Origin of the sequence: Acetobacter sp. DmW_043 (genome assembly GCF_002153485.1) — a bacterium.
GTDB classification, from domain to species: Bacteria; Pseudomonadota; Alphaproteobacteria; order Acetobacterales; family Acetobacteraceae; genus Acetobacter; species Acetobacter thailandicus.
This window is the reverse complement of sequence record NZ_JOMN01000004.1, coordinates 86719-104033: the sequence shown is the minus strand read 5'-3', so window position 1 is coordinate 104033 and position 17315 is coordinate 86719. Positions and strand designations below refer to the sequence as shown.

At 50.6% G+C, this 17315-nt stretch carries 16 protein-coding genes and 1 tRNA gene; 14 read left to right on the top strand and 3 right to left on the bottom strand.

Features of this window, described 5'->3' with window-relative positions:
- Positions 1-80 precede the first annotated feature (80 nt).
- A complete protein-coding gene (locus tag HK11_RS01485) occupies positions 81-581 on the bottom strand; it encodes a GAF domain-containing protein (protein WP_086553571.1) in 501 nt (166 codons plus the stop codon).
- Between the two features lie 87 nt (positions 582-668).
- Positions 669-1943, bottom strand: coding sequence for a phosphoribosylamine--glycine ligase (gene purD / locus HK11_RS01480; RefSeq protein WP_086553570.1), 1275 nt, complete (start codon positions 1941-1943; stop codon positions 669-671).
- A 67-nt stretch (positions 1944-2010) separates the two neighbouring features.
- Here purD and xseA point away from each other — a divergent pair, with 67 nt between their 5' ends.
- The 6 genes from xseA (at position 2011) to HK11_RS01450 (ending at position 7772) form a co-directional block, all read left to right on the top strand.
- Positions 2011-3471 carry an exodeoxyribonuclease VII large subunit gene (gene xseA, locus HK11_RS01475; RefSeq protein ID WP_086553569.1) on the top strand — a complete coding sequence of 487 codons (1461 nt, stop codon included), beginning with the start codon at positions 2011-2013 and terminating at the stop codon, positions 3469-3471.
- Positions 3472-3588: 117 nt separating this feature from the next.
- Complete coding sequence (locus HK11_RS01470; protein WP_086553568.1) at positions 3589-3930, top strand: BA14K family protein; 342 nt, start codon at positions 3589-3591, stop codon at positions 3928-3930.
- Positions 3931-4013: 83 nt separating this feature from the next.
- A tRNA-Leu gene (locus HK11_RS01465) sits at positions 4014-4100 on the top strand.
- Between the two features lie 34 nt (positions 4101-4134).
- Positions 4135-5313: a phosphoserine transaminase gene (locus tag HK11_RS01460; RefSeq protein WP_086553567.1), complete on the top strand. Its 1179-nt coding sequence runs from the start codon at positions 4135-4137 to the stop codon at positions 5311-5313.
- Between the two features lie 32 nt (positions 5314-5345).
- Positions 5346-6155, top strand: a complete 810-nt coding sequence (locus HK11_RS01455; protein WP_233133246.1) for a creatininase family protein — start codon at positions 5346-5348, stop codon at positions 6153-6155.
- 144 nt (positions 6156-6299) lie between these two features.
- A complete protein-coding gene (locus HK11_RS01450; protein ID WP_086553566.1) occupies positions 6300-7772 on the top strand; it encodes a mannitol dehydrogenase family protein in 1473 nt (490 codons plus the stop codon).
- A gap of 51 nt (positions 7773-7823) precedes the next feature.
- Here HK11_RS01450 and zwf read toward each other — a convergent pair whose 3' ends face one another.
- Positions 7824-9374, bottom strand: coding sequence for a glucose-6-phosphate dehydrogenase (gene zwf, locus HK11_RS01445; protein WP_086553565.1), 1551 nt, complete (start codon positions 9372-9374; stop codon positions 7824-7826).
- A gap of 169 nt (positions 9375-9543) precedes the next feature.
- Between zwf and HK11_RS01440 the strand changes: the two genes are divergently transcribed.
- The 8 genes from HK11_RS01440 to HK11_RS01405 all read left to right on the top strand — a co-directional run bounded on the left by HK11_RS01440 (position 9544) and on the right by HK11_RS01405 (position 17280).
- Positions 9544-10563, top strand: a complete 1020-nt coding sequence (locus HK11_RS01440; protein ID WP_086553564.1) for an aspartate-semialdehyde dehydrogenase — start codon at positions 9544-9546, stop codon at positions 10561-10563.
- 147 nt (positions 10564-10710) lie between these two features.
- Positions 10711-11181: a succinate dehydrogenase, cytochrome b556 subunit gene (gene sdhC / locus HK11_RS01435; protein WP_086553563.1), complete on the top strand. Its 471-nt coding sequence runs from the start codon at positions 10711-10713 to the stop codon at positions 11179-11181.
- Between the two features lies 1 nt (position 11182).
- On the top strand, positions 11183-11599 hold the full coding sequence (gene sdhD / locus HK11_RS01430; protein WP_086553562.1) for a succinate dehydrogenase, hydrophobic membrane anchor protein: 417 nt from the start codon (positions 11183-11185) through the stop codon (positions 11597-11599).
- A gap of 92 nt (positions 11600-11691) precedes the next feature.
- Positions 11692-13503, top strand: a complete 1812-nt coding sequence (gene sdhA, locus HK11_RS01425) for a succinate dehydrogenase flavoprotein subunit (protein ID WP_086553561.1) — start codon at positions 11692-11694, stop codon at positions 13501-13503.
- Between the two features lie 36 nt (positions 13504-13539).
- On the top strand, positions 13540-14322 hold the full coding sequence (locus HK11_RS01420) for a succinate dehydrogenase iron-sulfur subunit (protein ID WP_086553560.1): 783 nt from the start codon (positions 13540-13542) through the stop codon (positions 14320-14322).
- Positions 14323-14487: 165 nt separating this feature from the next.
- Positions 14488-15963 (top strand): hypothetical protein, encoded by a 1476-nt coding sequence (locus HK11_RS01415; RefSeq protein ID WP_086553559.1) that lies wholly within the window; start codon positions 14488-14490, stop codon positions 15961-15963.
- 48 nt (positions 15964-16011) lie between these two features.
- Complete coding sequence (locus HK11_RS01410) at positions 16012-16545, top strand: GNAT family N-acetyltransferase (RefSeq protein ID WP_322973222.1); 534 nt, start codon at positions 16012-16014, stop codon at positions 16543-16545.
- Between the two features lie 108 nt (positions 16546-16653).
- Entirely contained in the window at positions 16654-17280 is a 627-nt protein-coding gene (locus HK11_RS01405; protein WP_369822899.1) for a tyrosine-protein phosphatase, read from the top strand.
- Positions 17281-17315: the final 35 nt, after the last annotated feature.

Below are 17315 nucleotides of genomic sequence, written 5' to 3'. Positions count from 1 at the left end.
CCTTTTAAAAAAAAAAACCCCGCCACAGGAAAAAAATCCTATGGCGGGTTCTGTTATGGCAAAAGAGCGTAATATTTTTTTCAGGCAGAGCCAGAAAGCCATTTCAGATCGTCGGTGCTAATGGTGTGCACCAGGCGTGTCACAACTGCTTCAAGCAGAGTTTGCTCCTGCTGTGTGAAACGTTTTTTCAGCGGGCTGTCGAGGTCAAGCACACCAATAAGCTGACCGTCTTTAATCACCGGTACTACAATTTCAGATGCTGATGCTGCATCGCAGGCAATATGCCCTGGAAAGCTGTGTACATCATCAACCAGAAACGTTTTACGTTCCTGCGCGGCAGAGCCACAAACTCCTTTACCCAGGGCAATACGTGTGCAGGCCACACGCCCCTGAAACGGACCAAGAACCAGTTCGCCGCGCCGGTGCAGATAAAACCCGGCCCAGTTGAGGTCTGGCAGAGCTTCAAAAATCAGGGCCGACACATTGGCTAAAGTCGCAATCAGGTCGTTCTCGCTCTCAGTTATGCCGGTCACGGCAGAGAGCAGATCCTCAGGTGTAAGGTGATGGGTGGGCGCACTCATAAACGGCAGGCACCTTTCAGGCAATGTGTGCTACGGCCGGGCTTACGAAGCTGATGACCGTGGCGCGAAGGAGAGGGACGGAGGGCTTTAGCTTTCGAGTGCGCGGGCACCAATATCAGTGCGCCACTGTGCGCCTTTCCAGCTGATTTTCTTTACACCGGCATAGGCTTTGTCACGGGCTTCACGCACCGTGTCACCCAGGGCGCAAACCGACAGCACACGACCACCCGCGACCACCAGATCGCCTTCATCATTTGTCTTTGTGCCAGCCTGAAAGACCTGAACACCTTCCAGAGCAGCGGCTGCACCCACACCACTGATAACGGCACCAGTGACGGGTTTTTCAGGGTAGCCCTCAGCAGCCATCACCAGGCTGACAGCAGCTTTGTCTGAGAAGGTGATGGAGGCTGTTTCAAGCGTACCATCAGCCAGAGCTTTCAGAGCAGGCAGCAGGTCAGAGGTCAGGCGAATAAGCAGTGCCTGTGCTTCGGGGTCGCCAAAGCGCACGTTATATTCTATCAGTTGCGGGCCGGTTTTTGTCAGCATCAGGCCGGCGAAGATAACCCCACGGAAGGAGATGCCACGGCGCAGCATTTCATGCAGCATCGGACGAACCAGCAGGTCGAGCGCTTTTTCCTGGTCTTCACGGCTAAACCCGCGGGGAGGGGAAACAGCACCCATGCCACCTGTGTTGGGGCCGGTATCATTATCTCCAATACGTTTATGGTCCTGTGCAGCTCCGATCAGCACAGCTTTATCGCCGGAGCAAAACGCGAAAAGAGAGACTTCTTCGCCCTCAAGGCAGTCTTCAATGACGATATGACGACCAGCGTCACCCATTGAGCCTTCGTTGAGCATCTGACGAATAGCATCTTCAGCTTCACTCAGAGTCTGAGCAACAACCACGCCCTTACCTGCAGCCAGTCCGTCCGCTTTGATAACAATAGGGGCACCGCGTTCACGCACATAGGTGATGGCTTTATCTGCATTCGTAAAATATTCGCCCTGCGCTGTCGGGATGCTGGCTGCATAGCAGATTTCTTTAGTGAATTTCTTGCTGCCTTCCAGCTGCGCTGCGGCACGTGTCGGGCCGGCACAGGCAATCTCTGCTTTGGCGCAGGCATCCGCCAGGCCAGCAACCAGCGGCGCTTCAGGGCCAGGCACAACGAGGTCAATGTTGTTTTCTCTGGCAAAGGCAATCAGAGCCGGCACATCATCTGCTTTAATGGCAACATTGGTGCCGATATCAGCCGTACCAGGGTTGCCTGGTGCAATAAACAGGGCTGCCAGCTGAGGCGAGCGGGCAAGTGTTGCGGCCAGCGCATGTTCACGCCCGCCTGATCCGACCAGTAATACCCGCATTATTTTTCTCCCATATCTTTTGTTGTCAGCTCTTTCAGGTCTGGCGTCTGTAGCATAAGTTGGCGGAATGAACGAAGAGTTTGAAGCAGAGCGGCCATCCGCAGGGAATGTGCCCGAATATAGTGTTTCGGAAATTTCCGGAGCGATCAGGCGCACCCTTGAAGGCACGTTTGGTCGTGTGCGCGTGCGTGGCGAGATAACAGAGTTTAAGCGCTACCCCTCCGGGCACCTGTATTTCTCGCTTAAAGATGAACGCGGCAAGATTGCTGGTGTTGTCTGGCGAGGGTCAGTTTCGCGCCTGGGGCTGGTGCCTGAAAACGGGCTGGAGATTATTGCGACCGGCAAGGTCTCAGCCTATGGCGAGCGTTCAAATTATCAGCTTGTTGTCGAGCGGATGGAGTATGCTGGTGAGGGTGCTCTGCTGGCCCGTATTGAGCGGTTGCGTCTGAAGCTGGCTGAAGAGGGGTTGTTTGATGGTGAGCGCAAACGATCGCTTCCGGTTCTGCCTGATGTGATCGGAGTTGTGACCTCGCTCCAGGGTGCCGTGCTGCATGATATCTGCACCACGCTGGCCCGGCGGTTTCCGCGTTATGTGCTGGTCTGGCCTGTTGCCGTGCAGGGTGAGGGTGCTGCCAGCCAGGTGAGAGCCGCGATTGAGGGGTTTTCCCGCCTTGATGGTACGGGTGCAGTGCCACGCCCTGATGTGCTGATTGTTGCACGTGGTGGCGGCTCGCTGGAAGACCTGATGGCTTTCAATGATGAGCAGGTTGTCAGGGCCGCTGCGGCCTGTTCTGTTCCGCTGGTATCAGCGGTCGGGCATGAAACGGATACGACACTGATTGATTTTGCCTCTGACCGCAGGGCACCAACTCCAACTGCTGCGGCAGAAATGGTTGTGCCGGTCAGAAGTGAGGTTATGGCCGACCTTGAACATCGTGGTGCGCGCGCGCTGAGTGCGTTGTCACACCGCCTGCAAACAGCGCGTTTGCGCCTGCTGCGTGCTGGCAGCGCTTTGCCGGATCTGCCCGGGCTGTTGCAAACAGCGAGTATGCAGCTTGATACACGCTGGCGCCGGCTTGAAGTGGCTCTTCCTGGTTTTGTGCGCCATAAGCGCGCGGCTCTGGTGGCGGCTGAGCGTTCTGTGCCGTCAGCTGCGGCCCTGCTGGCTGGTCAGCGTGCCCGCGTTGCCTATCTTGAGAAAGCACTACAAAGCGGCACAGCCCGCACGATGCAGAAATGGCATATACGTTTTGAGCGTCAGCGTCTTACACCTGCACCGCTTCAGGCCTGCCTGCGCGAGCGTAAAACTGCCCTGGCTGGTATATGCGGGCAGCTTGATGCTGTTTCCCCTCAGGCTATTCTGGCCAGGGGATATGTGCTCGTTACCGCGCAGGGGCAGCCTGTGACGTCATCAGGTGCACTGAAAGCCGGGCAGGCTGTTGAGCTGACCTTTGGTGATGGTGCGCGAGAGGCTGTTATCAGTCGTAAAAAAGCACAAAAGCAGGAGCAGGGATTACTTGATCTCTGAACAGGAAGCATATTGAGCTGCTGAGCATATGTGGCGTATCATAGCGGCACAGGCGCGTATTTAATTCTGGTGTGGTTATCGTCCTGACCAGGGCGTTCTGATCAAGGGAGGGCAGGAATGTCTGAGGGTTTTTTATTTCGTGGTGCGGTGACATGTGCAGTCATTACGTTTCTTGCCGGATGTTCTGCACAGCCTGCCCGTAAGCCCCCCCAGACATTTGCGCCCGGCCTCGTGTCACAGCCCTCCGAAACATATAGTGAATCAATGGTGGTGAACGACCCTTCAGCATCGCCCGATACACCTTTATGTGGCACCGCTGCCCGTGAAGCTCAGGCCATGGCAGCACAAAATTATCCTCAGCCCTATTCTGCCGGCAGCAGCTGCACTCAGAATGCCTGCTTTAACCCACAGACCGGTACCTACATTGCCTCTGATGGTACGCAGCGGGTTTGTCGCTGACAAAATATTAGCTTAAGCCCTGCTTATTTTTAGGCCTGCACTTTTCTGTAAAGCGTTTTGCTGATACGAGAGGGTTCAGAGCTGCGAGAGTGACGGAATCGGTAGACGTAGTCGGCTCAAAATCGACCGCCTTTACGGGCATAGGGGTTCGAGTCCCCTCTCTCGCACCAGGGTTTGTCCCATTTCCTTATCCGGACAACAAACATGACAATCTCCCAGCATAATGTTTCCTCACGTCCGGCCATCCGTCCGGCCAATCCGTGTTTTTCCTCTGGTCCCTGTGCAAAGCGTCCGGGCTGGAGTGTTGAGGCTTTGAGTGGTGCACTCACAGGCCGCTCACATCGCTCAGCTGAAGGCCGCGCCCGCCTGAATGACGTGATTGAGCGTTCTGCCGCATTGCTGGGTGTGCCAGAGGGCTGGCGTGTTGGTATTGTACCGGCGTCAGACACCGGTGCGATGGAGATGGTGCTCTGGTCTGTGCTGGGTGCCCGTCCGGTTGACGTCCTGGCATTTGAGAGCTTTTCAGCTCTGTGGGCTCAGGACATTGTTTCTCAGCTGAAGCTTGATGATGTACGTGTGCTCAGTGCTGATTATGGTGCCTTACCTGACCTTAAAGAGGTAAACTGGGACCACGACGTTGTCCTGGCCTGGAATGGCACAACCTCCGGCGTGTGTGTGCCTTCATCAGATGCGGTGCCTGCGCAGCATGAGGGGCTGGTGATCTGCGATGCAACATCAGCTGCATTTGCCATGGATCTGCCATGGGACCGCCTGGACGTCGTAACATGGTCCTGGCAGAAAGCTCTGGGTGGTGAGGCTGCTCATGGTATGCTGGCTCTTTCACCACGTGCTGTGGCGCGTCTGGAGCAGTTTAAAACAGATCGTCCGTTGCCAAAAATTTTTCGTCTGACAAAAAAAGGTGCGTTAATCGAGCCGATTTTTAAGGGAGATACGATCAACACACCTTCTATGTTGTGTGTTGAAGATGCACTCGACAGCCTGAAATGGGCTGAGTCAGTCGGAGGTTTGCCTGCTCTTAAAGCGCGTAGCCAGGCAAACCTGGCGGAAGTCGTGGCCTGGACAGAGAAAACAGACTGGGTTGAGTTCCTTGCGCAGAACCCGGCTCAGCGTTCATCAACATCCATTTGTCTGCGTATTATCGCACCGTGGTTCCTTGCGCTTGAACGTAAAGAACAGGTGAAGACGGTTAAGGAGCTGACGGCTTTGCTTGAGAAAGAGGGTGTGGCATTTGATATTGCGAGCTATCGCGATGCACCTGCCGGCCTGCGTATCTGGGGTGGTGCGACCGTAGAGAGTGCCGATGTAAGAGCTCTTTTACCATGGCTTGACTGGGCGTTTCATCAGCTTACACCACGCGCATAATAACTCTCAGATCAGCAGAGAAAGGCCCTCCTGTGACACAGAATAAAACCGTGCATATGGCGTGCCTGACAGCTGCTGACATGCGTGAAATTGCCGCCAGAGACCCTGTTCTTCTCCTGCCTCTGGGTAGCTTTGAAGATCAGGGGCCATGCACGCCAATGGGCGATTATCTGCTGGCAGATAAGGTGGCCGAACGCATTGCCCTTAAGGCAACCGGGCAGGGATATGAGACGTATGTCGCACCTGTTCTGCCTTTTGGTGGTGCTGATTATTTTGGGTATATGCCCGGAGGGATAGCGCTTTCCCAAACAACATTACGGGCTGTGCTGACAGATATTTTTGAGTGTCTGTTAACCCGGGGCTTTAAAAAAATCATTGTTCTGAATGGTCATGGCGGCAACAGTGCGATGATTCATGATGTCACACGACAGATTATGAAGCAGACAGAAGTGGTTATTCCTAACCTGTATCTGTGGCGTGCAGCATCAGAGCTTCTGCCTCAGTTGCTGGGTGCTCAAAAAGCACAACTGTCAGCCGGGCATGGGGCAAATCCGTTGTTTAGTATTGCGATGCATCTGTGTCCTGACCTGGTGAAACCAGAGGCGCTTGTCAGGCCTGAGCCAGATAAAGAAGCCTGGGGCCTTAAAGTCGCTGATTTTGGCCAGGTAAGCCTTAATGGTGTTTCTGTTTCTCTGCCTTTTGAAGGCGATGTCACCGCGACGCAGGGTATTGGCCGCGGTGACCCGGCTTTGTGTGATGCGGAGACCGGGCTGAAGCTGACAGACAGGCTTGTCGAGACGGGTGTCCTGCTTGTCAGGCATATGACTGAACAGAATTCATAATAATAAATACGGTTTACAGCCTGGTTATTATTGTTTCTTATGCACGGATTGAGATGTTTTCTAAGTTAAAACATCCATTTCGCTGTTACCTGGGGTGTTTTACAAAAATTTATCCCTCAGGATGCGGCCATAAGGGATATTTTTATGAAGTTAACAGCAGAAACTCTGTCTGACCTGCCGTCTGGCATCGTGACCGAAATTTACGACCGTACAGCAGTCAGGCCGGGTATTGCACATCTGAGTGTCGGAAACTTCCACAGAGCTCATCAGGCAGTTTATACGGACCGTGTTCTGGCCCTTCCTGGTCAGGAAGGATGGGGAATTCTGGGTATAGGGCTGGTTGAGTCTGCATCTGAGAAAGAGAAGGCGCGCGCTCTGCAGGCTCAGTCGGGGCTATATACGCTCACAGAGTGCCCTGCACATAGTTCTGATACGATCAGAGTCGTGCAGTCAATCGTTGAGTATTGTTATGCTCCTGATGATCGCAGAGGGGCTATACAGCGTCTGGCTGACCCGCACATTCGCCTGGTCACCATGACTATTACTGAAGGCGGATATTATATGGATGAGACAGGAGGTTTTCTGTCTGATCATCCAGATATTGTGCAGGATGTTGCGCGTGATGTGCCGCATACTGCTTTTGGTTTACTTGTTGAGGCGCTTAACGCCAGACGTAAAGCTGGTATCGCGCCTTTTACTATATTGTCGTGCGATAATGTCCCGCATAATGGCCAGGTAACGCGCAACGCGGTGCTGGGCTGGGCACATCAGCGTAACACAGAGCTGGCCGGGTGGATTAGTGAACATGTCGCTTTCCCTTCCTGCATGGTTGACCGCATTACCCCTGCTGTCAGAGCTGATGATGTAACACGTCTGAATGCGGCCAGTGGTATTGATGATCGTGCACCAGTCTATTCGGAAGACTTTATTCAGTGGGTTGTGGAAGATAAATTTCCGCAGGGACGGCCTGCATGGGAGATGGTTGGTGTGCTCTTCACTCAGGACGTCGCCCCATACGAGCAGGTGAAGCTGCGTATGCTGAATGCCTCACACTCGATGCTTGCTTTGCCTGCTGTGCAGATGGGGTATCGTGTGGTGAATAAGGCGATGAAAGATCCTCATCTTACGGCTTTGCTTGAGAAGTTTTTACATCTTGATGTCATCCCGCTGATTGAGGCCCCTCCGGGTATTACGTTGTCTGCTTATGCACAGCAGCTACTGTCGCGCTTTAGCAATAAAGCTGTGAGTGATCAGCTTGTACGTATTGCATCTGACAGCGCATCAAAACTTCCTGTTTTTGTCAGGCCTACAGCAATGGATGTTGTAAAAAAAGGTGAAGATATAAGAAGAATTTCATTTCTTCTGGCGTGTTTCTGTTCTTATATTTCAGGGCTGGATGATGAGGGGCAAAGTTACTCTGTGCAGGAGCCACGTCTGAGTAATGAAGATAAGGATCTTATTCTTGATAATGATTATGAAAAATCATTACAAATAAATAGTTTTTCAGGATGGGATCTGGATAAAAATAATAATTTTATAAAAGAATTTGTACAGTTAAGGAAAGATATAAAAAGCAAAGGTGTTTCTAAAACGCTTGAGAAAATAATAAGTAATTAAAAGTCATGATAAAAATGCCTTCCTGAAAAAGAAGGCATTTTTAAAAACATATTATTTTTTAATATTATTTAGCGGACCCCATGAACGACCATCTCGTGCAAGAAGCTCGTCGGCGCCAGCCGGACCATTGCTTCCTGCTGTGTAAAATTCAGGAGGTTTCGTGTCTTTAGCCCATGCTTTCAGCACGGGGTCAACAGCACGCCATGCCGCTTCGATATTATCAGCTCTCTGAAAAAGTGAAGCGCTACCCTGAAGGCAATCGTAAAGCAGTGTTTCATATCCAATATTTGGCAGGCTACCAAAAGATTTTTCATAACGAAACTGCGCCACAACTTCTGAAATGTTAGTTTCAGGACCAGGTTTTTTCGCATTAAAATGAAGGTCTGCACCTTTGTCCGGGCGGATGTTGTAAACAAAGCGGTTGGGGGGCTGTGGCTGTCCATCTTCTGTATGAAACAGTGACAGGGGTGTTTGCTTAAACTGCACAATAATTTGCGTCACGCTGTTGCTCAGCCCTTTCCCGGTGCGCAGATAAAAAGGCACACCCGCCCAGCGCCAGGTGTCCAGTTCAATTTTTAACGCAGTATAAGTTTCAGTTATACTATCCGGAGCAACACCCATACTCTCGCGATATGCCTGAATAATGCGGTCGCCGCTCCTGCCTTTTATGTACTGGCCACGCACGGCGTTCTCAGGAGTGATGGGGCGTATTGCATCAAAAACCTGCTGTTTGGCATTACGAACAGGCTCAGCCTTGAGAGATGTTGGGGGCTCCATTGCGACAAGAGCAAGAATTTGAAAGAGGTGATTAGGCACCATATCGCGCAGAGCACCCGTCGCATCATAAAATGCACCTCTTCCTTCAACGGAGAGCGTTTCAGCTGCGGTTATCTGAATATGGTCGATATAGTCACGGTGCCAGAGGGGTTGAAACAGCAGGTTGCTAAAGCGCAGGGCCAGCAGGTTCTGCACAGTTTCTTTGCCCAGGAAATGGTCAACACGGTAAATCTGACTTTCCTTCATTACCGAGAGCAGGTGCGCATTGAGTTTTCCTGCTGTTTCCAGGTCGGTGCCAAAAGGTTTCTCAATGGCAAGCCGTCTGAATACCCCAGGTTTTTCGGTGAGCAGTCCGACTTTTGCCAGAGTGACAACTGACTCTTCAAAAAAACGGGGGGGTATGGCGAGGTAGAAAACAGCGTTACGTCCGGCGATATCTGCGGTGAGGGTCTGCATCTCCTCAGCAGAGACGAAACTCATGGAACGATAGGTCATGCGGCTTGCCAGCCATTGCCATGCCTCTTCGCTGATTTTGGTTGTGTAAAACTCGGCATGCTTATCGCGGGTAAAAGCATCCAGGCGTGCGCGCAGAGAAGCCACCCATTCTTCCGTAGTCTGCTTCTCAAGGCTGACACCGACGACTTTAAAGTCGTCGGGTAAAAAGCCACTGCACGCCAGGTCATAAAGGGCTGGCACCAGAAGGCGATGCGTCAGGTCTCCGCCTGCTCCTAAAATGACAAGGGTACCGTCGGGTGCCGGGTGCCGTGCTGCCGGAGCAACAGAGGGCTGAGCAGGAGCGGATGCATTGTGGCGAGGAGAGGTCATAAGCCGGAGTTTCCTTGCTAAAGGATAGCGCAATACCCGTTCTGGCTGTTATGAAGAACAGAACTCTGAAGGGCTACCCTGAGGATGTTCATTCCATTTATATGGTCTTTGGTTTAGATTCTTCATCCTGTCAGGCGTTCTGGCAAGGATAAAACAGTTAGGTGAAGTGATGGGGTATCGGGTTGCTGTTGTTGGTGCCACGGGTGCAGTAGGGCGTGAGATTTTAAAAACACTGGAGGAACGCAAGTTTCCGGTTGATGAAATTGTAGCTCTGGCGTCTCCCCGCTCAGCAGGGCGTGAAGTGTCATTTGGCGATAAGGTGCTTAAGGTTCAGAACCTTGAGACATTTGACTTCACAGGGTGGGATGTTGGTTTGTTCTCTCCCGGAGGTTCTGTATCTGCAAAATATGCCCCGATTGCTGCCGCAGCAGGATGTGTCGTAATTGATAACACATCACATTTTCGTATGGAGCCCGGTGTACCGCTGGTCGTGCCAGAGGTGAATCCAAACGCGCTCAAGGGTATGAAACGCAATATTATTGCGAATCCAAACTGTTCAACTATTCAGATGGTTGTCGCTCTGAAACCACTGCACGATTTATTTACCCTTAAGCGGGTTGTGGTTGCGACATATCAGGCGGTGGCCGGTGCCGGTAAAGCCGGGATGGATGAGCTGTTTGCCCAGACCCGTGGTAGTTTCGTGAATGATCCGCCTGCTATTGAGCAGTTTCAGAAACAGATCGCGTTTAACTGCATTCCTCAGATTGATCGCTTCATGGATGATGGTGCGACCAAAGAAGAATGGAAAATGACTGTTGAGACAAGGAAAATCCTTGATCCTGATATCTCAGTGATTGCGACCTGTGTTCGTGTTCCGGTCTTTATCGGACATTCTGAAGCCGTTGTGGCAGAGTTTGAAGAGCCTGTTGATCTTGAGCGTGCCCGCGAGGCTCTGCGTGAAGCAGATGGCGTTATTCTGCGTGATGAGCGCGTAGATGGTGGTTACGTGACACCAACAGAGTGTGTCGGTGAGGACGCAACTTACGTTTCACGTCTGCGCCTTGACCCGACTGTGCCAAATGGTCTGGCATTCTGGTGTGTATCTGACAATCTGCGTAAAGGTGCAGCCCTTAATGCAGTACAGATTGCTGAAACCATGGTTGCTCTGGACCTTTTGCCTAAACACTAAAAGTAAAAAAAGAATGAAGGGCCTCTCGGTCTCGTGTAGCCATAGTGAATTGACCACTTTTGCCGGTGGGCGTAGACGAAAGTCTATGCAGAAACACCGGCGCCCCTGGCCGGTGTAGGGATTGATGGACGGGATACGAGGCTGACAATGCAGGATATCCGCAAGGCCCTCTTCGTGGGAAGCCGCAGTGACGGTAAGCTGATACAGCGACCAATGTCGCCACACCTTCAGGTGTACCGTTTTCGGCTTTCCATGTTTCTTTCTATTTTAAACCGTATTACCGGTGTGATCGCCACAGGCGGCGCAACGCTGGGCGTGTTATGGCTTTCAGCTGCAGCAAAAGGCCCAAAGTCTTTTGACACAGCGCGTAAAGTAACGGGTAACCCGCTTGGCAAGCTTGTTCTGGCCGGGTGGCTCACTTCAGTAGTGTATCATACGGTTGGTGGTATTCGCCATCTCATGTGGGATAGCGGCTACCGTTTCGAAAAAGAACAAATCAACAAGGATGGCCCGGTTGCTGTTGGTGTAAGTGCAGGTGTGAGTGTCCTTCTGGTCGCTGCACTGCTGATCACATGCGGACGTTCAGGCGGCCGTAGCAAAGTAGGGAAGGCTTCCTGATATGGACTCTTCTGTTTCTCACATTAAGGTAATGCGTTCACAGCTTGGGCGTGCACGCGGGCTGGGTGCTGGTGGTTCAGGCACTGAGCACTGGTGGGCTGAGCGTGTTTCAGCAGCAACTCTGCTGCCGTTGTCAGCCTGGTTTGTTATTCAGATCTTCCGCCTCAAAGGCGCATCACACGACACCGTTGTGAAGTGGGGTGGCAAGCCTGTAAACGCGACGATGCTGACTGCACTGATTATTACAACATTCCACCATGCCGGTGTCGGCCTTCAGGTGATTGTTGACGATTATGTGCATGGCAAGCTGCATAAACCAACACGTATTCTGGTCAAAGCTGCGACGGCACTTATCGGCCTTCTGGGCGTGTTTTCCGTCATCAAGCTGGTGATTTCAGGCGTTAGCCGGAAATCCTGAGAGTTATTAACCTGGTGCCTGCGCCTGCATAGCAGGCCAGACATAAATCCTGAAGATATGACAGGCCGAACGCACATGGGAGCGCCGTCACGATGAATGCCAATACCTCTCCGTCCCGGGGAGCTTACCGAATTGTTGATCACGCATATGATGTTGTGGTTGTAGGTGCCGGGGGATCCGGCCTGCGTGCCACGCTGGGTATGGGAGCTGCTGGCCTTAAGACCGCCTGCGTGACAAAAGTTTTCCCGACACGAAGCCACACAGTTGCCGCTCAGGGCGGCATTGGTGCGTCTCTGGGTAACATGGCTGAAGATAACTGGCGGTGGCATATGTATGACACCGTTAAGGGGTCTGACTGGCTGGGTGACCAGGATGCCATTGAATATATGTGCCGCGAAGCTGTACCGGCTGTTTATGAGCTCGAGCATTTTGGTGTGCCATTCTCCCGTACCGAAGACGGGAAGATTTACCAGCGCCCCTTCGGCGGTCATATGAGTGACTTTGGTAAAGCACCTGTGCCACGCGCCTGTGCTGCTGCCGACCGTACCGGCCATGCTATTTTGCACACACTGTACCAGCAGTGTCTGAAACATAACGTTGAGTTTTTTGTCGAGTATTTTGCCATCGACCTGATTATGGACGATGAGGGCAACTGTCGCGGTGTTACCGCATGGTGCCTTGATGATGGCACGATCCATCGCTTCAATGCGAAGATGGTTGTTCTGGCAACCGGTGGTTACGGCCGTGCCTATCAGTCCTGTACGTCTGCTCATACCTGCACTGGTGATGGCAATGCGATGGTGATGCGTGCGGGTCTGCCAACACAGGATATGGAGTTTGTTCAGTTCCATCCTACAGGTATCTATCCGGCAGGCTGTCTGCTGACTGAAGGGTGCCGTGGTGAAGGGGCTTACCTGACGAACTCTGAGGGCGAACGCTTTATGGAGCGTTATGCACCAACGGCTAAAGATCTTGCATCGCGTGACGTGGTTTCCCGCGCTATGACGATCGAGATTAAAGAGGGGCGTGGTGTTGGTCCGAAAAAAGACCATATCATGATGCATCTCGAGCACCTTGGTTCTGAGCTGCTGCATCAGCGTCTGCCTGGCATTATCGAGACATCACGCGTGTTTGCCGGTGTTGATGTTACGAAAGAGCCAGTGCCTGTTCTGCCAACAGTTCACTATAATATGGGCGGTATTCCGACTAATATTCATGGTGAGGTTGTTCGTCCGACAGCTGATAACCCGGATGCCGTCGTTCCTGGCCTCATGGCTGTGGGTGAGGCAGCCTGTGTCTCTGTGCACGGTGCGAACCGTCTTGGCACAAACTCTCTGCTCGATCTGATCGTGTTTGGTCGTGCTGCTGCGCGTCGTGCTGCAGAAGTTGTAAAACCAGCAGACTTTGTGAAGCCATTGCCTGCAAATGCCGGTGAGGCTGCGCTCGATCGTCTGGATCGTCTGCGTTATGCCAATGGCAAAACAAAAGTCTCTGAAATGCGTGAACGCCTGCAGCGTGACATGCAGTCTCATGCTGCTGTTTTCCGCACTGAAGAAAGCCTTCAGGATGGTGTTAACAAGGTTCGTGAGATCTGGAGTGGGCTGAAAGACATTTCAGTTTCTGACTCCTCTCTGATCTGGAACAGCGATCTGATGGAGGCTCTGGAGTTTGAAAACCTCCTGGCAAACGGCACGGTAACGCTTGAAAGCGGCCTGGCTCGTCATGAGAGCCGTGGCGCACATGCCCGTGATGATTATCCTGATCGTGATGATAAGGAATGGCTGAAGCACTCTGTCTCATGGCTTAATGACAAGGGTGAGGTAAAGCTGACCTACCGTCCGGTTCATATGAAGACTCTGACCGATGAAGTTGAAGTCTTCCCACCCAAAAAGCGCGTTTACTGATTCGGTTAAGCAATCAGGCGAGAAAGGGAGGAAATAATGGTCGAATTCAGTTTGCCGCGTAATAGTGTGGTCGGAAAAGGTAAAACCTATCCGGCTCCTGCCGGGGCTAAAAATGTTAAAACATTCAGGGTGTATCGCTGGTCACCTGATGATGACAGTAATCCGGTCGTCGATTCTTACGAGATCGATCTGGATCACATCGGGCCGATGGTGCTTGATGCAATCATCCATATTAAAAATGACGTTGACCCGACGCTGACTTTCCGGCGCTCATGCCGTGAAGGGATTTGCGGGTCATGCGCTATGAATATTGATGGCGAGAATACACTGGCCTGTCTGAAACCTATTAAAGACGTTAAGGGCGATGTGCGTATCAATCCGCTGCCACATATGCCGATCGTCAAGGATCTGGTTTCAAACCTTGATGCAGCTTATGCTCAGTTGCGTTCAATTGAGCCATGGATGAAGTCTGACAGTGCTCCGCCGCCTGATTCAGAGCGTCGTCAGAGTATTGAAGAACGTGCTAAGCTTGATGGTATGTGGGAGTGTATTTTGTGCTTCTGCTGCACGACGTCCTGTCCGTCTTACTGGTGGAATGGCGATCGTTATCTTGGCCCGTCAGTGCTTCTGGCTGCTTATCGCTGGATTATCGACAGTCGTGATGAACATACAGGCGACCGTCTGGATGAGCTGGAAGATACCTTTAAGCTTTATGCCTGCCGTACGATTATGAATTGTACTCAGGCCTGTCCGAAAGGGCTTAACCCGGCAAAAGCTATTGGTCAGATTAAGGAACTGCAGCTGGAACGTAAGGGCTGATCTCTTCTTATCTGTTAGTTAAGTAAAACCCCGTATTTTGTTTGAAAGCAAAGTACGGGGTTTTTTTTACACAAAAAAAAAGGTTAACAAACGGAAAGGTTGGGGGCAGGTTTTGGATACATTCCTGTAATCTCATTATTAAGAGTAATATTGTGCAGGCCTGCTGTGAAACAAAATATAGATTTTTTAATAAAAACACTAAATAATTTAGAGTCTCTGCCAATTTTTTGTGGAAAAAAATGGCTGTTCTGGCTGGGATCGTTTTTAACAGTTCTTGCTATATTGTCTTTTTTATACCTTCCATATGGTAATGGTGATACTGTTTACTATACTATGGTAGGGCGCGGTATTTTTCGTGACCATATGTTGCCTTATAGTTATGCATTTGATCATAAACCGTGGGGTGTTTATTTATTTTATGGTGCGTGGGATAAAATATGTCCTTTTTTCCACGGCGATTTCTTTTTCTTATCTTTGGTTCTTAGTGCTGTTACGCTTTATTTTTGTCGGTTTTTTGGCACTTTTAATATTATTACAGCATTATTTATTTATATTTTTGTCGGGAATATATTTGGAATTCTTGATGGGAATACAGAAAATGTTTTAACAGCCGGTTCTGCTGTTGTTCTTGCTGTTTTATATAATGGGTTATCAAATAAAAAATTTGTTAATTATTTTATTCCAGGGTTTATGATCCCTCTTTTAATTAATATTAATTATCTGGTTGCAGTTTCTCTTTTCTTACCTGTTTTGTTTCTTTTGTTTTCTCCTCGTTTTTTTAAATTACAGTATATTTTTATATTTTCGATCGGATGCATAGTTGGGCTGCTGACGTCTTTCTCTCCCTACCTTATAGAAGGGAATAATGCGCTACAGAGTTATTTCCGTATGCAGCATGACTTCCTGCAAAATTATGGTGGCAATACTGTTAGCAGAATTTCCAGTGTATTATGCACTATAGCATATACAGTTATGTTTCTTCCCGTCTTACTACTCTGGTATCGCAAATACCGTGAAGAGATGAGGGCAGGAGAACCATCTGCGCTTCTATTGCCATTGTGGTTTATTTCATCATTACCCGCGACTGTTCTTTCAGGACATCCTTTTAACCATTATTATATTTTATGTTTTGTGCCTCTTGTTATTATGACATCTGTATTATTTTATCAGAATGTTAAATTCCCACGGTATAGCTTTTTATTTTTATGTATTGTTTCTATTATTTCTCAGGGTTTTTGTACCGGTCGTAATATACGCTGGCTGTGGGATATGTCCTTTATTGATTATGCTTTGATAACCCGTGAGGCCGCTCATCAGCGTGTATTAAATATTCGTGCTGATCAGGCTTTTTTTTACATGGGCGATTTCAGAACATTTGACCGCTACGCGTTTACAGATCACGTTGATATTATGTTTGGGGCCGGGGCAGAGAAGCGTTATCTGAATGACCTTGCGCAGCACCCGCCTTTGGTGATGACCCCATTTAATGCCTGTATGACAGGTAACGCTGAACGCTCAGTCTGTGATGTACTGAAGAAGAATTATACTCTTATTTATTCAGTCAACGCTCTGACGCAGCGTAAAGGAAAGCTTCCTTATTTCTCGCTCGACCTTTATCGTCTGGCAAAAGAGAGCAAATAAACATTGTTGCTCATACCGTGTCAGAGAGATCAGGAGCAGAGCTGAGTTGTGATACAGATACGAGATGCAGATTATGCTGATGTGCCTGAGATAACCTGCATCTATAACGATGCTGTGCAGAACACGACGGCGATCTGGAATGATACATATGTCGAGAGCGCTGAGCGTGCTGCATGGCTGCGTCAGCGTAAAGAGGCAGGGTTTCCTGTTTTTGTCGCGTTTTGCTCTGAAACGGGAGATATCACAGGTTATGCCAGCTATGGCCCATGGCGTGCCTTTGACGGGTATCGTTATACGGTTGAAAATTCAGTTTATGTCCACCCGTTGTGGCAGCGACGGGGTGTCGGTCGTTTGCTTATGCAGGCACTGATAAAACGTGCCCGTGAGACAGCTGTGCATGTCATGGTTGCAGGTATAGAGGCCGAAAATACTGCTTCGATAGCATTACATAAAGAATTTGGATTCGAGGACGCCGGGCTTGTGAAAGAGGCCGGTGTAAAGTTCGGGCGCTGGCTTGACCTGGCTTTACTGGCTTTGAGGCTTAATGAGTGGCCTGAGCCACCCTGTGGCAGCACACGCTAAAAGATTGACGTTTTCTTCCTGTTAAGGGAAGAGAGGAGCCCGAACTCCGACAGATGTGGAGCTGTATACGCTGTGTTTGATGGTCAGATAACCTCCCCGGCAAGACGTATGAAAGCCTGGGTCGACAGTCTTTTTGTCGATCATGCTATTTTCAGGCTGGTCTGGACAAATTTTCAGGAGGTGGTTCCTGGCAAGGTATACCGGTGTAATCACCCCACGCCCGCCCGCTTAAAACGGGCGATGAATCGCTACCGGTTACGCACACTTGTTAATTTGCGCGGGCACCGCAAATGTGGTTCTGATGCCCTGTCGCGTCAGGCTGCCCAAAAGCTGGGTCTTGCCCATGTGGATATGGCTTTTGAAAGTCGTGGTGCACCACATCGTGACCGTATTCTGCGTTTTGCAGAATTGTATAAGACTATTGCTTTCCCGATGCTGATGCACTGCAAATCAGGGGCCGACAGAGCGGGGCTGGCTTCAGCCCTGGTTATTGTGTTCGAAGGGGGAAGTGCCGCACGCGCTATGAAAGAGTTGTCGTGGCGTTACGGACATTTTAAGCAGTCCCGCACTGGTATTCTCGACGCTTTTTTTCTGCGTTACCAGGCTGAAGCCGAGGGGCGTCTGCCTTTCCTTGACTGGGTGCGTGATGAATATGATGAAGTGGCCCTGAAGCGTGATTTTGTGGCGGGTAAGCTGGCCTCTTTCATGACGGACCAGGTGCTCAGGCGCGAATAAACAGGTAAAGGTCTGACAGGGTTAGCTGCCAGACC

What these genes read in the sequence shown, in the direction of transcription:
- xseA (WP_086553569.1), top strand. Translation starts at nt 2,011, where the DNA reads ATGAACGAAGAGTTTGAAGCAGAGCGGCCATCCGCAGGGAATGTGCCC.
- HK11_RS01405 (WP_369822899.1), top strand. Translation starts at nt 16,654, where the DNA reads ATGAAAGCCTGGGTCGACAGTCTTTTTGTCGATCATGCTATTTTCAGG.
- sdhA (WP_086553561.1), top strand. Translation starts at nt 11,692, where the DNA reads ATGAATGCCAATACCTCTCCGTCCCGGGGAGCTTACCGAATTGTTGAT.
- HK11_RS01470 (WP_086553568.1), top strand. Translation starts at nt 3,589, where the DNA reads ATGTCTGAGGGTTTTTTATTTCGTGGTGCGGTGACATGTGCAGTCATT.
- sdhD (WP_086553562.1), top strand. Translation starts at nt 11,183, where the DNA reads ATGGACTCTTCTGTTTCTCACATTAAGGTAATGCGTTCACAGCTTGGG.
- HK11_RS01440 (WP_086553564.1), top strand. Translation starts at nt 9,544, where the DNA reads ATGGGGTATCGGGTTGCTGTTGTTGGTGCCACGGGTGCAGTAGGGCGT.
- HK11_RS01420 (WP_086553560.1), top strand. Translation starts at nt 13,540, where the DNA reads ATGGTCGAATTCAGTTTGCCGCGTAATAGTGTGGTCGGAAAAGGTAAA.
- zwf (WP_086553565.1), bottom strand. Translation starts at nt 9,374, where the DNA reads ATGACCTCTCCTCGCCACAATGCATCCGCTCCTGCTCAGCCCTCTGTT.
- sdhC (WP_086553563.1), top strand. Translation starts at nt 10,711, where the DNA reads ATGCAGGATATCCGCAAGGCCCTCTTCGTGGGAAGCCGCAGTGACGGT.
- purD (WP_086553570.1), bottom strand. Translation starts at nt 1,943, where the DNA reads ATGCGGGTATTACTGGTCGGATCAGGCGGGCGTGAACATGCGCTGGCC.
- HK11_RS01485 (WP_086553571.1), bottom strand. Translation starts at nt 581, where the DNA reads ATGAGTGCGCCCACCCATCACCTTACACCTGAGGATCTGCTCTCTGCC.
- HK11_RS01450 (WP_086553566.1), top strand. Translation starts at nt 6,300, where the DNA reads ATGAAGTTAACAGCAGAAACTCTGTCTGACCTGCCGTCTGGCATCGTG.
- HK11_RS01460 (WP_086553567.1), top strand. Translation starts at nt 4,135, where the DNA reads ATGACAATCTCCCAGCATAATGTTTCCTCACGTCCGGCCATCCGTCCG.